This is a genomic window from Frankia umida, assembly GCF_023242945.1.
Classification (GTDB): Bacteria; Actinomycetota; Actinomycetes; order Frankiales; family Frankiaceae; genus Frankia; species Frankia umida.
Genome location: NZ_JALKFT010000013.1, coordinates 21,274 through 36,136, shown reverse-complemented (window position 1 = coordinate 36,136; position 14,863 = coordinate 21,274). Strand labels below are relative to the sequence as shown.

General features: G+C 71.7%; 11 protein-coding genes. 9 read left to right on the top strand and 2 right to left on the bottom strand.

Annotated elements, in window-relative coordinates:
- Nucleotide 1: 1 nt before the first annotated feature.
- A complete protein-coding gene (locus tag MXD59_RS14335; protein WP_248825253.1) occupies nt 2-1,234 on the bottom strand; it encodes a benzoate/H(+) symporter BenE family transporter in 1,233 nt (410 codons plus the stop codon).
- A 276-nt stretch (nt 1,235-1,510) separates the two neighbouring features.
- Here MXD59_RS14335 and MXD59_RS14330 point away from each other — a divergent pair, with 276 nt between their 5' ends.
- The 5 genes from MXD59_RS14330 to MXD59_RS14305 all read left to right on the top strand — a co-directional run bounded on the left by MXD59_RS14330 (nt 1,511) and on the right by MXD59_RS14305 (nt 8,294).
- Complete coding sequence (locus tag MXD59_RS14330; protein WP_283096899.1) at nt 1,511-2,281, top strand: sigma-70 family RNA polymerase sigma factor; 771 nt, start codon at nt 1,511-1,513, stop codon at nt 2,279-2,281.
- On the top strand, nt 2,278-3,210 hold the full coding sequence (locus tag MXD59_RS14325; RefSeq protein WP_248825252.1) for an anti-sigma factor: 933 nt from the start codon (nt 2,278-2,280) through the stop codon (nt 3,208-3,210). Before MXD59_RS14330 ends, MXD59_RS14325 begins: the two co-directional genes overlap by 4 nt.
- Nucleotides 3,211-3,239: 29 nt before the next feature.
- On the top strand, nt 3,240-3,587 hold the full coding sequence (locus tag MXD59_RS14320; protein ID WP_248825251.1) for an alpha-hydroxy-acid oxidizing protein: 348 nt from the start codon (nt 3,240-3,242) through the stop codon (nt 3,585-3,587).
- 373 nt (nt 3,588-3,960) lie between these two features.
- Nucleotides 3,961-6,687 (top strand): glycosyltransferase family 2 protein, encoded by a 2,727-nt coding sequence (locus MXD59_RS26475; RefSeq protein ID WP_308301707.1) that lies wholly within the window; start codon nt 3,961-3,963, stop codon nt 6,685-6,687.
- The gene (locus MXD59_RS14305) at nt 6,684-8,294 is read left to right on the top strand and encodes a glycosyltransferase family 39 protein (RefSeq protein ID WP_248825250.1); all 1,611 of its coding nucleotides are present in this window, start codon (nt 6,684-6,686) and stop codon (nt 8,292-8,294) included. Before MXD59_RS26475 ends, MXD59_RS14305 begins: the two co-directional genes overlap by 4 nt.
- A 40-nt stretch (nt 8,295-8,334) precedes the next feature.
- Here MXD59_RS14305 and MXD59_RS14300 read toward each other — a convergent pair whose 3' ends face one another.
- A complete protein-coding gene (locus MXD59_RS14300) occupies nt 8,335-9,180 on the bottom strand; it encodes an FAD-binding protein (RefSeq protein ID WP_248825249.1) in 846 nt (281 codons plus the stop codon).
- 351 nt (nt 9,181-9,531) lie between these two features.
- Here MXD59_RS14300 and MXD59_RS14295 point away from each other — a divergent pair, with 351 nt between their 5' ends.
- From MXD59_RS14295 to MXD59_RS26470, 4 genes are all read left to right on the top strand, one after another.
- Nucleotides 9,532-10,662: an RNA-guided endonuclease TnpB family protein gene (locus MXD59_RS14295; RefSeq protein ID WP_248825248.1), complete on the top strand. Its 1,131-nt coding sequence runs from the start codon at nt 9,532-9,534 to the stop codon at nt 10,660-10,662.
- A gap of 307 nt (nt 10,663-10,969) precedes the next feature.
- Nucleotides 10,970-12,793 carry a flavin-containing monooxygenase gene (locus MXD59_RS14290; protein ID WP_248825247.1) on the top strand — a complete coding sequence of 608 codons (1,824 nt, stop codon included), beginning with the start codon at nt 10,970-10,972 and terminating at the stop codon, nt 12,791-12,793.
- 120 nt (nt 12,794-12,913) lie between these two features.
- Nucleotides 12,914-13,720, top strand: coding sequence for a mycofactocin-coupled SDR family oxidoreductase (locus MXD59_RS14285; protein ID WP_248825246.1), 807 nt, complete (start codon nt 12,914-12,916; stop codon nt 13,718-13,720).
- Between the two features lie 35 nt (nt 13,721-13,755).
- Nucleotides 13,756-14,853 (top strand): phosphotransferase, encoded by a 1,098-nt coding sequence (locus tag MXD59_RS26470; RefSeq protein WP_283096898.1) that lies wholly within the window; start codon nt 13,756-13,758, stop codon nt 14,851-14,853.
- Nucleotides 14,854-14,863: the final 10 nt, after the last annotated feature.

Below are 14,863 nucleotides of genomic sequence, written 5' to 3'. Positions count from 1 at the left end.
CTCAGGGTCGAGGTGGGCGGACGTCCGGGCCGCGGCGCAGGACGGTGCGTACGAGCAGGCCGGCGGCGAGGGCCCAGAAGGCGGCGCCGATGCCACCGACGGTGATGCCGCTGGCGGCGACGACGAAGGCGAGGACCGCGGCCTGACGGTCGTCCGGATCGGTCAGGGCCGATGTCAACGCCGAGGCCAACGTGCCGACGAGGGCGAGACCCGCGACGGCCGTGGTGACACCGGCGGGTGCGGCGGTCGTGGCCGTCACCAGCACCATGGACGCCAGGGCGAGAACCAGGTAGGTCCAGGCGGCGAGCTGGGCGACGATCCAGCGTCGGCGCGGGTCGGGGTGCGCGTCGGGGCTGGCGACGAGCGCCGCGGTGATCGCGGCCAGGTTGATCGCATGGCCGCCGGCGGGGGCGCCCAGGACGGTGCCGACGCCGGTGACCGTCATCGACTCCCGCCAGGGAACCGTGTACCCGTAGGACGACAGCACCGCGACACCGGGGACGTTCTGCGAGGCCATCGTGACGACGTACAGCGGAACGGCCAGTGACAGCACCGCCGTCCAGGTCAGCGTCGGCGCGGTCAGCACGACCCGGGGCAGCAGCGGCCCGTCCAGCCCGCCGTGCCAGACCAGCCAGATCCCGATCGCCGCCACCGCGGTGGCGAACGCCGCCGGCACGGCGAAGCGTGGGGCCAGCCGCAGCAGCACCAGCCACACCACGACCGCTGGGGCGACGAGCGCCGGATGATCCACCAGCCCGTGCACGGGTGCCAGGCACAGCGACAGCAGCACACCGGCGAGCATCGCCTGCGCGATCGGTGCGGGAATGGCGGCGATCAGCGCCCCGAGACGTGGCCACAGCGCGGTCAGCAGCATCAGCGCGCCCACGAGGAGAAACGCCCCGATCGCCGCCGGCCAGCCGCCCTTGACCGGGCCGGTCGAGGCGAGCAGCGCCGCGCCCGGTGTCGACCAGGCGAGCATGATCGGCATCCGATGCCGGCGGCTGAGCCACAGCGTTCCCAGCGCCTGGGTGACGGCGAGGGCGAACAGGCCCGAGGCGGCCTGCCGGGGATCAGCCCCGACCGCCCGCAGCCCGGCCAGCACCACGACGGACGAGCTCGCGAACCCGACCAGAGCCGCGACGACACCCGCGCTGACCAGTTGGACCGGCCGGATCTCCGTGTCGGGACCCGCGACGCCGTCCTGGTCCGGGAAGCCGCGATCACGCTGCTCCATATCCGAACGATACTGTCGGTGCCCTCGGCCCGAGCCCGGTCGGATTCCAGGGCGTCCGGTGGATGTGTGGAACACCTGTGATCGGAACAGCAGCCAGCTGATCGGACCGGTACCGCGACGGCTCTGACCGCGGGTCGACCCATCCGGTTGGGCGGTGGCACCGAATACTCGGTGTCCGCCGTCGGCTGGTCCGTGGGCGCGCGTCCGTGGGAGGGACGTCCGAGCCTGGCGCCGTGCCGGGGGGTGGTTCGAGCAGGCACGGGAGGTGTCACGGCCATGACGACGTCCGAACCGGATGCGTGGCGGTCGCGCTTCGCCGGTGTCGCCGGGGGGATGTACGGCGCCATCGGTGAATCCCCCGGGCCGTCCGGCGGCGGCACAGGCGGCAACAGCGGCAGTCGCGGCGGTCGTGGTGACAGTGGCGGCGGTGATCGCGGCGGCGGTGGCCGGTTTGAGTCGTCCGAGCCGTCCGAGGGGCATGGCGAGACGGGCGGGGATCGCGCGGGGATGCTGTTGCGGCAGGTCGCCCGCGGGGATCGGGATGCCTTCGCCGCGTTCTACGACCTGCTGGCGCCGCGGGTGTTCGGGCTGGTCCGGCGGGTGGTGCGGGACCCGGCGCAGGCCGAGGAGGTCACCCAGGAGATCTTCGTCGAGGTGTGGCGGCAGGCGGCCCGGTTCGACGCGGGACGGGGCAGCGCGACGAACTGGGTGTGCGCGATGGCGCATCGCCGGGCGGTGGACCGGGTTCGCTCCGCCCAGGCCGCCCGCGACCGGGAGCACCGGTTCGGCGTGCTCGGCCCGCGCGACTCCGACGCCGGCGGCGACGAGGTCGCCGAGCAGGTGCTGGGCCGGCTCGAACGGGAACGGGTCCGCCGTTGTCTGCGCGGGCTGACCGACCTGCAACGGGAATCGATCACCCTCGCCTACTACAACGGTTACACCTACCGTGAGGTCGCCGAGGTGCTGGGCGCCGCGGTGCCGACCGTGAAGACCCGGATGCGGGATGGGCTGATCAGGCTGCGGGACTGTCTGGGGGCGAAGGCATGAGCCGGGAGCAGGCACACACCCTGATCGGGCCCTACGTGCTGGACGCCCTCGAGGGCGCTGACCGGCGGGCCGTCGAACGTCACCTGGCCCGCTGCCCGGCCTGCGCCCAGGAGGCCAGCCAGCTGCGTGCGGCCACCGGTGCCCTGGCCGCCGCCGCGGCCGCGTCGCCACCGCCACCGTTGCGCGCGGCGGTACTCGCGGCCGTCGACCGGACGCCACAGCTTCCCCCCGTGGTCAGCCGCTCCGGCCGAGCCGTCCGGCTTCGGTGGCGCCCCAGCGGGTCGGACGAGCGAGGGGCCCGCCCGGCGCTCCCCACCGATCTCACCCCGACCGCCAGTTCCACCCCGACCGCCGGTTCCACGCCGACCGCCGGTTCCACGCCGACCGTCAGTTCCACGCCGACCGCAGGTTCCACGCCGACCGTCAGTTCCACGCCGACGCGACCGGCCGGACCGGGCCGGCGATCCGCGGCGCCCGCGCGGCGAGCGCGGGTGGCGGTGGGTGTCGCGGCCGGTCTGGTGCTCGCCGCCGTGGCGGCGCTCGGTGGGCTGACGATCGACCAGCATCAGCAGCTCACCGCCGCGCGGGCCCGCGACGCCGAGTCGCGGGCGGCCGCGCGGACCGCCGCGCTCGGTGCGGCCCACCCGCTGACCGGCGGGGGAAAACTGGCGGTGGTGAGCACCGGCGGACGGGCCCTTGTCGTCACCCGCGATCTCCCGGCGCTGCCCGGAGGGCGGACCTACCAGCTCTGGTTCGTGGGCACGAACGCGGTCCGCTCGGCGGGACTGGCCGACGGCCAGGGCGGAAACCTCGACCGTTTCCTGACCGTTCCGGCCGACGCGACCACACTCGCCGTCACGTCCGAACCGGCGGGTGGCTCGAAGGCCCCGACGACGCCCCCCCTCGGCTCCGCCCCCCTGCGCGCCTGACCAGTCCCTCATGGACCTGACCAGCCATCATGGTGTCCGGTGGTATCAAGGGCCGTCAGCTCGCTGGCTCCATCACGACCGCCGAGGCTCTGCCCGCGGTCGTCACCGCGGTGGGCGCCCGGGTGCCGGTGCTGGTCGACGGTGGCATCCGCACGGGTGAGGATGTACTGCGGGCGTTGGCCCTGGGCGCTGCGGCGGTCCTGGTCGGACGGCCCGTGGCGCGCGCGCTGCGCACCGGCGGGGCCGAGGGTGTGCGGGTCGCCCTCGACACCCTGCGGGCCGAGCTGGAACTCGCGATGGCACTCGGTGGTGTGCCCGACCTGGCCGCCGCCACCACTCTCGACCTCCGCCATGCCACCGAGACTCCGCGCGGCTGAAATGTCGAAGACCTTTTTCGGCCGTCTCCTCATCCTGACTCCCTCCAGAAAGATTAATCCGGCACATCTTCCACCCGAAGAAGCCGCGCCCGATTCTTTCCTCACTGCCGCCCTCCGGCTTGAAACAATAAAACAAATGATTAGACCAGAAAGTTTTCTGGTATGCACTCCGCGCTGTGGTAGCCTGCAACGGTCCGGGCTGATCGCAATCACATTCCAATAGCGATCACATCCCACTCCGGGGGATCTAGATGGCAATCCACGGCACGCCACCCATGAAGTCGGCCGGGATTCATACAAAGAATAGACCGGCAGCGTCGGCGGCAGCTCGTCCGACGATCATTTCTTCGGCCGGGTAGCGAGAGTGACAGGTGTGGGGCTGCTCACCGCGGTACTCGTCGGCGCGCTGGTATGGATTCGGCCGGGACCGTGGGCGTCGGGTGTCGCGGCTCTGTTGACGTTCGCGCTGCTGGCCGGCTCCGGACGCCCCCGCCGACAGGTGTGGATCGCGACCAGCACGGTCGGGGTGCTGTTCGCCACCGTGGACTACCTGGTCTGGCGGGTGGCGGTGACCAACTGGTCGGCGGCGTGGCTGGCGGTTCCGCTGCTGGCCGCCGAGGCGTTCGGGGCGGTGCACGCGCTCGGCCTGCAGGCGACCATCTGGCCGCGGACGCCGCCGCCACTACGGCATGTCGACGACCCGGGAAGCTTCCCCGTCTACCTGCTCGTTCCCACGGCCGGCGAGTCGATGGCGGTGCTCGGCCCGACGGTGCGCGGTGCGATCCGGGCTCGGGACGAGTACCAGCGGACGCATCCGTCGGCCTGGGTCAGCATCATCGTCTGCAACGACGGGCGGGTGGCCGGCAACCCCGACTGGGAGCGGGTGGAACAGGCCGTTCGGGAACTCGGCGTCACCTGCGTCACCCGCACCGTCGGCGGCGGTGCGAAAGCCGGCAACATCGAACACGCCAGGTATCTGGTCGGTGCGACCGGACCGGCACTCATCGCGATCTTCGACGCGGACATGGTGCCCGAACCCGACTTCCTGCTCGCCACCCTGAAACCCTTCGCCGACCCGAGTGTCGGCTGGGTCCAGACCGCCCAGTACTACCGCAACACCGACCTGCCGATGGCCCGCTGGGCCGCCGACCAGCAGGCCCTGTTCTACGACGTGCTCTGCCCCGGAAAAGCCGCCCGCAACGCCTCCTTCATCTGCGGCACCAACGTCGTCATCCGCGCCGAAGCACTCGACTCCATCGGCGGCATGCCCACCGACTCCGTCACCGAGGACTTCGCCGCCTCCATCCGGATGGCCCCCGACTGGCGCGGCATCTACCTCGAAGGAAAATTCGCCGAAGGGCTCGGCCCCGTCGACGCCGCCAGCTACCTCAAACAGCAGAACCGCTGGGCCCGCGGCACCTTCGAAGTCCTCAAAACACACTGGCGCGACCTCGTACTCCCGCGCAGCCGCCTCACCGGCGCGCAACGCATCCAGTACGCCCTGGCCTGCACCCACTACCTCTCCGGGCTACGCGACCTGGTCTACCTGCTCACCCCCATCATCTTCGTCACCTCCGGCACACCCGCCGTACGCGGCGCCGACGCCACCGGATTCCTCACCCACTTCGCCCCCTACTTCCTCTTCGGCCAAACCGCCTTCTGGGCCGCCGCCCGCGGCCGCTCCACCTGGCGCGGCATCATCGCCGGCTTCATCTCCTTCCCCGTCCTGGTCACCGCCGCCCTCACCGTCCTCACCGGCACCCGCAGCACCTTCACCATCACCGCCAAACAACGCGACGGCACCCTCACCTGGCGCCCGATCCTCCCCCACCTCACCGCCCTCGCCCTCTGCCTCGCAGGACTGGCCACCGCCCTCCTCCACGGCCACTCCGCCCGCAACCTCATCGCCGCCGCCTGGATCGCCTACATGGCCGCCATGCTCACCACCTTCTGCTCCCTCACCGGGCGCGACGTCCTCGCCCACCGGCGCGCGGGCATCAGCAGCACAGCGAGCACGGCGAGCAGCCAGGACGCGCGTGGCGAGCTCGACGCGGTGCCGCGGAACACGGCGGGTCGGGTGCCGGGTCGTCCCACGCGCTGGCGTGGCCAGGTACGGGTACCGGTCGCGCTGCGACTCGCAGCCGGGGCGGCCTGCGTGGTGGCCGTCGGCGTCGGCCTGCAACCACGCGGGCATGACAGCGCGGCGCCGGCACCGTTCCGTCCGGTGGTCTGCGGGTCGAAGCCCGCCGCGGGGCTCGCCGTGACGACCGGGCCGGACATCACCTACACCCGGCTGGCCAGTGACCTCGGCATGACCGGCATCGCCGCGCGCTCCGTCGAGATCGGAGCCAGTTTCCCCACCGCGTGGGCCGATCGGGTCCGCGCCGCCGGCGGCACCCCGTGGCTGACGCTCACCTTCACCCGCGACGGCCGGGCATCGCTGGACGCGTCGCTGCCCGCGGTCGTCAACGCCGTCCAGGATGCTGGTCTGCGCCGCTGGGCCAGGCAGACCGCGGGCTGGGGGCATCCGCTGTACCTGACCGTCCTGCCCTCGGTGGACCGCAACTACGCGGCCAGCTCCGCCGTCGCCGCCGGCGGCGTACCCGCCGACAGCGCCCGCGCCTGGACCCACATCCGACGGATCTTCCGCAAAGCCCACGCCGACAACATCGCCTGGGCCTGGCAACCCGCCGCCCCCGCCGACGACACCCGTTACCGACCACCGGTGACGGACGTCGACCTGGTCGCCGTGACCTGGATTCAGTATCCGGGGATGCCCTGGGTGACACCGGCGCGGGAACTGGAACGTGTCCGGCTGGCCCACCCCGGCAAACCCCTGCTCGTCTCCCTGGCCGCCGCCGGCGACCAGAACCAGGTCGGCACCTGGCTCGACGCCGCCATCCACGCCGCCGACACCGCCCACGCCAACGGCATCGTCTACCAGACCGACGGACCAGACCCCCACGCCCCCCGCGCCACCCTCGACGCCTGGCGCCGGGGCGCCTACACGACGGCCCGTCTGCTGGCGGCACGGTCCGCCGGGTCCGACCGATCCGCCCGACCACTGCCCTCGCCGGCCGGCTGTGAGGTGGCCTCGTGAGCACACTGACCCTTGACCCACCGCGGCGGACGCAGCATCGACGCAGCGCCCCCCGCCATCTCGACACCAGACCCCCCTGGTCGCGCCAGCGCTGGCCGCGCCACCTCCGTGGCTCCCGGGCGGGCCTGGCCGCGGTGCTCGCCATCCAGGTGGGGCTCTCGCTGCGGCTGAACGCCACCGCCTTCCAGGACGAGGCGCTCTACCTGGACGCGGGCCATCAGATACTGCGGTCGTGGACGGGCGGGCCGCCCCCCACCGAGAACTTCGCCTCGTACTTCTCCGGCTCCCCCTACGTCTACCCGCCCGTCGGGGCGCTGGTCGACTCGTTCGGCGGACTCGCCGGTGCCCGCCTGCTCAGCCTGGCCTGCTGCCTGCTGACCACCCTGCTCGTCGCGGCGGTGGGACGCGCCCTGTTCGGACCGGCGGCCAGAACCGCCTCGGCCGCCGTCTTCGTCATCTCCGGCCCGGTCCTGTTCATCGGGCACTTCGCCACCTACGACGCCATGGCGCTGCTGCTGCTGGTCGGCGGCCTCGTCCTGGGGCTACACGCGGTGCGCGCGGCGGCGGCCCGGCGGCGGGTGCTGGCGTTCGCGTTCGGTGCCGGTGTCCTGCTCTCGGCGAGCGTCGTCACCAAGTACATGGCCGCGCTGTTCATCCCCTCGACGCTGCTCGTGCTCGTGCTCGTCCGGCGCCGCTCGGCCCATGCCGCGACGGACAGCCCGGCGGTACCGGATCGGCGTGTCCTGGCCGCCATCCCGGCCGGACTGGCGCTCGGGGCCGCCGTCGTGGTCGGCGGCTGGCTGGCGATGACCGGCACCGATCAGCTCACCGGACTCGTCGCCACCACCCTGTCCCGCACGCCGCTGGGCCGACGGCCCGCGCTGGAGGTGGCTCGCCACGGCCTGGCCTGGGGTGCGCCAGCCCTCGTCCTGACCCTACCGGGAGCGATCATCATCGGCCGGCGGCTGCCCGCGCTGACCGTCCTGCTGCTGGTCAGCTCGCTGCTGCCGATCATCTTCCAGGCCCGTTCCGGCGAACTCACCTCGCTGCACAAGCATGTCGCCTTCGGCCTCGCCTACGCGGCACCACTGGCCGGCGCCGGACTCGCCCACGTCCTGGCCCGCATCGACCTGTACGACCCGCGCCGCGACCTCGCCCCCAGAATGGTCACGGTCACGCTCGCCGCCGTCCTGCTCCTGGCCAGTGGGGTGCAGACCGCCGACGGCCTGTTCCGCACCTGGGCGGACAGCCAGCCCCTGACGTCGCTGCTGCGCACCCAGGTCCGCTACTCCTCCGGCCACTACCTGGTGGAGGAATCCGAGGTCCCGCGCTACTACCTCCAGGACGTCACCGCGTCCTGGCAGTGGAACGGCACCTATTTCTTCTACTACCGCGATCCGCGGACCGGCACCCCGTACACCGGCCTCGACGCCTACCGCCACGCCCTGCGCGACCGCTACTTCGACCTCGTCGTCCTGCGCTTCGGACCGACCGCCGCCCTCGACTGGCAGCTCAAGGACCTGCTGGCCGACCAGACCAGGTACCGCCGGATCGCCACCCTGCCCCAACCCGGCGGCTGGACGGTCTGGCACCGCACCGACCCCTGACCCGACCTGATTCTGACGCTCCGCAGTCGGGATATCCGCGCTAGCTGGACGGGTCGAGCAGGCCGCGGGCGTCGCGGGCGAGGCCGGGCATACCGCGGGATTCGGCGCGGGCGGCGATGTCGGCGAGTTCGGCGCGGGCCGGGTCGTCGAGTGGACGGCCGGACTGGACAGCGAGCTGGACCGTGAGCAGACGGCAGCGCAGCAGCGCGCCGACCCCGCCGGTGCGGGTCGCGAGCTCGGTGGCGGTGGTGAGGTGGGCGCGGGCGGCGGGCAGATCACCGGTGAGCGCGGCGAGCCGGGCCAGCGCCAGCGGGATCGGACCGACCAGGCCGACGTGGCCGAAGTGACCGGCGACCGGGCGAGCCGTTCGGCCAGTGTCGGGGCATGCTCGACCAGGCCACGGTCGGCCAGCGCGTGGGCGAGCAGGGTGAGGCGGCCGTGGGTCGTCCAGGTGACCGGTTCGACCCGGGCGACCTCGGCGGCGATCAGCGCGTCGACGGTGTCGTCGCCGCGGGCGACACCGATCGGCACGCCCATCCACGGGGAGTGGGAGACGACCGTGGGGGTGTCGTCCTCGGTGCGGCGCGGACCCGGCCAGCGCACCGAGGCCGTCCTGGCCGGCGGCGTCGAGTACCTGCTGCCAGCGGACCCCGGCGCCGACCCGGGCTCGGCGGGCCACCGGGTCGATGCTCACCTCGTCGAGGCGTCCGGTGTGCACCAGCAGACTTGGCTGGGACCGGACGACGGCGCCGTGCCCGGTGGCCTGGACTGCGACCGTCAGGCCGTGTGCGTCGGCGAACCGCACCGCCGCCACGACGTCGGCGACATCGGCCGCCACGACCGCGGCCACATGGTCCGCGGGCACCGCCACATTCCACGGGATCACCGTGGATCTCCTCGGCGAGCACCGCCAGCGGCGCCGCCAGGCTCGCCGCTGGCGACACCTCCAGCGGCGAGGCGGTGGCTGTCGGTGTGGACGAGGCGGTGGGCACGAGGGTGGACATGCGCGGTCTCCGGATGGTCGTCGAGGTGGGACGACCTCACCGTGCCGGCGGCGCCTTGGTGACGGCTTGCTCCGGGCGGGCGCTGGCTTGCGGACCGCTTGCCCCGACCGGACCCGGCCGGGTGACCGGGAAACGTAGCGCGCAGGCCCCGTCCTTCAGGGCGGGGTCAGCGCGTCAACTCGGCTGCCAGAATGACCGGGGAATCGTGTATTCTGCCAGGTATGGGAAGTCGGGTGGTAAAGCGGGCATACCGCTACCGTTTCTACCCGAACCTCGACCAGATGGAGAACCTCGCGAAAACGTTTGGCTGTGTCCGCTACGTCTACAATCGGGCGCTTGCGGAACGGCGCCGGGTGTGGTCCCAGGAACAGCGGCGGATCAGCCACGGGGAAACCGATCTGATGCTCACCGGGTGGAAACGGGACCCGGACACTCTGTGGTTGGCCGAGCCGTCGAAAGGCCCGCTGCAGGCCGCGCTACGGAATCTCCAAACCGCCTACGTGAACTTTTGGGGAAAACGGGCCGGCCATCCGACGTTCAAGCGGAAGGGGAAGACGAACGATGCGGCGACCTACTTCCGGAACTGCTTCACGTTCCGGGACGGGCAGCTGAAGCTGGCGAAGCAGGCCGCGCCGCTGCGGATCGTCTGGTCCCGTCCGTTCCCGGACGGCGCGGTGCCGTCGCGGGTGACGGTGTCCCGGAACAGCCGGGGCCAGTATCACGTGTCGATCCTGGTGGACTGCCCGACCGAGGCGCTGCCGGCGGCGGACGGGCAGGTCGGGGTGGACGCGGGCATCACGTCGCTGGTCACGCTGTCCACCGGGGAGAAGATCGCCAACCCGCGGCACGAGCGGACCGACCGGGCCCGGCTGGTCCGGGCACAGCGGGAACTGTCCCGGAAGAAGAAGGGCTCCGCGAACCGGGCGAAGGCCCGGCTGAAGGTCGCGAGGATCCACGGTCGGATCGCCGACCGGCGGCGGGATCATCTGCACAAGCTGTCGACTCGACTCGTTCGCGAAAACCAGACGATCGTCGTCGAGGATCTCACCGTACGGAACATGGTCCGTAACCACGGTCTTGCCCGTGCGATTTCGGATGCGGGCTGGCGGGATCTGCGGACCATGCTGGAATACAAGGCCGGCTGGTACGGACGCGACGTGGTCGCTGTCGACCGCTGGTATCCCAGCTCGAAGACCTGCTCGTCCTGCGGGACGCTCGTCGAGAAGCTGCCGTTGAACATCCGGGAATGGGTCTGCCGGTGTGGTGTGGTCCACGACCGGGATGTGAACGCGGCACGGAATGTTCTCGCGGCGGGGCTCGCCGTGATCGCCTGCGGAGACGGAGTGAGACCACCCCACTCCTAGAGTGGGGAGGCGTCTGTCAGCGAAACAGGAAAACCTGCCCGCGAGGGTAGGAATCCCCGGCCTTCAGACCGGGGAGGATGTCAACCGCTTGGCCGATCCTTGCGGACCGACCGACCGGCCGGCCGACCAGCCGGCGGGTCAGCGGGTCGGCGGGCGGTGCGATGAACGCTTGACTGCACGTGTGTCCAGTCCCGATTGTCGTTGCTGAGGTGGTCGCTGTCCGGACGGCCAGGTTTCCGACAGCCGGGTTCAGCCCACGCCATCCGGTGGTCACGGCGGTGGCCAGCCAGGCGACCAGGAGGCACCGATGCAGGAGCACGGCGGCGGGAGCGCGCTGGACGAGGAGCTCGGCTTCGATCCGGTGGCCCTGCGAGCCCGCTACCGCGCCGAACGTGACAAGCGGTTACGCCCGGACGCGCTCGACCAGTTCGTCCGCCTGCGCGACCAGCTAGCCGGTGAGAGCGCCGACCCGTACGTCGAGCCGGGTTTCACCCGGGAGCCGCTGACCGACGAGGTCGACATCGTCATGGTCGGCGGTGGGTTCTCCGGGCTGCTGCTCGGCGCGCACCTGCGCAAGGTGGGCGTGACCGACGGGCTGCGCTTCGTCGAGCGGGGCGGTGACTTCGGCGGCACCTGGTACTGGAACCGTTATCCGGGGGCCGCCTGCGACACGGCCAGCACGATCTACCTGCCGATGCTGGAGGAGCTCGGATCCCTGCCGAGCCGCCGGTACGCCCCGGCGCCGGAGATCTTCGAGCACTGCCGGCGGATCGCCAGCACCTTCGATCTGTACCGCGACGTCTGTTTCCAGACCGAGGTGACCGATCTTCGCTGGGACGAGGACGCCGCCCGGTGGATCGTCAGTACCAACCGCGGCGACGCGATGCGGGCCCGGTTCGTCATCGTCTCCCCCGGCCCGATGGACCGCCCGAAACTCGCCGGTATTCCCGGCGTCGAATCGTTCAAGGGGCACAGTTTCCACACCAGCCGGTGGGACTACGACTACACCGGCGGAACCGCGGACGGCGGCCTGGACCGGCTGGGTGACCGCACCGTCGGCATCATCGGCACCGGTGCGACCGCGGTGCAGTGCATTCCGCATCTCGCCGCGGCGGCCGGACAGCTCTACGTCTTCCAGCGCACCCCGTCGGCGGTCGACGCCCGGGACAACGCCGAGCTCGACCCGTCCTGGGTGGCCCAGCTCCAGCCCGGCTGGCAGCAGAGACTCATCGACAACTTCACCACCCTGACCTCCGGCGGCCCGGTCGACGAGGACCTGTCACAGGATGGCTGGACCGCCGTCGCCCGCAACCTGCGCCAGCTGATGGCGCGCCGCACCGAGCGCGGCGAGCCGATCGACGACCTGGCCTGGCTCGTCCAGCTGGCGGACTTCCAGACGATGGAGGGCATCCGCTCCCGGGTCGACGATGTCATCGCCGATCCGGCGACCGCCGAGGCGCTGAAACCCTGGTACGACCGGTTCTGCAAGCGGCCCTGTTTCCACGACGACTATCTGCCGGCGTTCAACCGGCCGAACGTCACGCTGGTGGACACCGGTGGCCGCGGCGTGGAGCGCATTACCGAGACCGGTGTCGTCGTCGCGGGTCGCGAGTACCCGATCGACTGCCTGGTCCACAGCACCGGGTTCGAGGTCGGCACGCCGTTCGCGAAACGCCTCGGCTACGGCGTCACCGGGCGTGGCGGTGACACCCTGCTCGACCGGTGGGCGGGCGGCGCGCAGACCCACCACGGCATCCTCGCCCACGGTTTCCCCAACCTGTTCCTGATGTCCCACGTGCAGTTCGGTTTCTCGCTGAACTTCACCCATTTCATCGCCGAGCAGGCGAAGCACATCGCGTACATCGTCGGGCGCGCCCACACGGAGGGCATCAGAGTCGTGGAGCCCACCCCGGCGGCCCAGGACGCCTGGGTGGCCGAGGTGGAACGGGCCGCGCGGGACCAGCGGGCCTTCCAGTCCGAATGCACGCCGAGCTACTTCAACGCCGAGGGCGACCTGACCCGGCTCAACGCCCGCAACAGCCCGTACGGCGGTTCACCGACCGCGTTCTTCGCCATGCTCGCCGACTGGCGCGCCGACGCCACGATGCCCGGCCTGCGGCTCACCACCTAGCCCACAGCCCACAGTCCGCACCGCACGACGCCCGCACCGCACGACGCCCGCACCGCACGACGCCCGCACCGCACGACGCCCGGACGCGCACCCGCCACCATCAGCAGACAGGACCATGTCATGAGCGAACGCCTTTCCGGTCGGGTGGCGATGGTCACCGGGGCCGCCCGCGGGCAGGGGCGGGCCGAGGCGGTGGCCCTGGCCGCCGAGGGCGCCGACATCATCGGCGTCGACGCGTGCGCCGAGCTGCCCACCGTGCCCTACCCGCCGGCCACCGAGGAGGACCTGGCCGAGACCGGCCGCCTGGTGACGGCGTCCGGAGCGCGGTTCGTGGGGGTGCGGGCCGACGTCCGGGACCTGGTCGCCATGGAGAAGGCGGTGGCCGAGGGCGTCGGGGAGCTTGGTGGGCTCGACGTCGTCGTGGCGAACGCGGGCATCTCCACCTGGGGCCGGCTGTGGGAGCTGACGCCGCAGGAGTGGAACACCATGATCGACGTGAATCTCACCGGGGTCTGGCACACCCTGCGCTGCACGGTTCCGGTGCTCATCGAGCAGGGTCGCGGCGGCTCGATCGTCCTCACCGGTTCGGTCGGCGCGTCCAAGGCCCTGCCGGGTATGGCGCACTACGTGGCGGCCAAGCACGGGCTGGTCGGCCTCGCGAGGACGGCGGCGGTGGAACTGGGTGCCTTCGACATCCGGGTCAACTGTGTCCACCCGTGGGGTGTCGACACGCCCATGGTCTCGATGACGCCGGAGAGTATCTTCCGGGAGAACCCGCAGTACGGCGTGTCCTACTCCCAGGTACTCAAGCAGTCCCTGTCCGCCCCGGAGGAGATCGCCCGCGCGGTGGTCTTCCTGGCCAGCGACGACGCCCGGTCGCTCACCGGCGTGCAGCTGCCGGTCGACCGTGGCGCCACCCTCGTCTGACCGACACCGATACCGACATCATGGAGGGAGCTCACATGCCCACGTCGAACGATGAGGTTCTCGTTGTCGAGGCACCCGACGAGGTGACCCCGCGGTGGATGACCCGGGCGTTGGGGACCGGCGGGACGGACGTCGAGATCGCGGCGTTACGTTTCGAGCCGATCGGCACCGGCCAGACCGGCGCCAGCTACCGCTTCCACCTGGAACCGGCACCTGGCCAGACCGCCGGCCCGGCACCGGCCACCGTCGTCCTCAAGATGCACGCCGGTGACCGAGTGGCCAGAGCTCGTATCTGCCGGGCCTACCGCCAGGAGACGGGTTTCTACCAGACGTTCGCCTCGTCGACCAGAATGCAGATCCCGCGCTGCTGGAGCGCGGCCATCAGCGCCGACAGCCTGAGCTACACCCTGGTGCTCGAGGACGCCGCACCCGCCCGCCCCGGCCGGCAGGTCGACGGGTGCACCGCCGACCAGGCCACCCTCGCCGTCCGCAACCTCGCCGGCCTGCACGCGCCGTTCTGGGGTGACCCGGACCTTCAGGGCCGGGCCGCCTGGCTGCGCCGCGCGGACGACGAGACGCTGCGGTTCCAGCAGTCCCTGTTCCTCGGCGCGGCCGACGGGTTCGTCGGCCGGTACGCCGCCGAGCTGTCCGCGGCCGACAGCGCGACGCTGCTGCGCTGCGCCGAGGAGTTCTTCCGGTGGGGCCAGGGGATCCGCCACCACAGCTCGCTGATCCATGGTGACTACCGGCTGGACAACCTCCTGTTCGACGAGCACGGCCACGTGGTCACCGTCGACTGGCAGACCCTCGAGGAGGGTTTCCCCGGCCGCGACCTCGCCTACTTCCTGTCGACGGCGCTGCCCCCGGCGGACCGGCGCCGCCACGAGGTCGCCCTGGTCGCCGCCTACCACCAGCGGCTGGTGGAACTCGGCGTGGACGGTTACAGCGCCGACGACTGTTTCACGGACTACCGGCTCGGCATGCTGCACGGACCGATGACCACGATGATCGGCTGCATGTACGCGGCCGGACCCCGCTCCGCCGACTCGGACGAGATGTTCCTGTCCATGGCCGCCAACTCCGCCGCCGCCATCCGCGACCTCGCCACCTTCGACCTGGTTCCCCCCGCCTGAGCCAGAACCG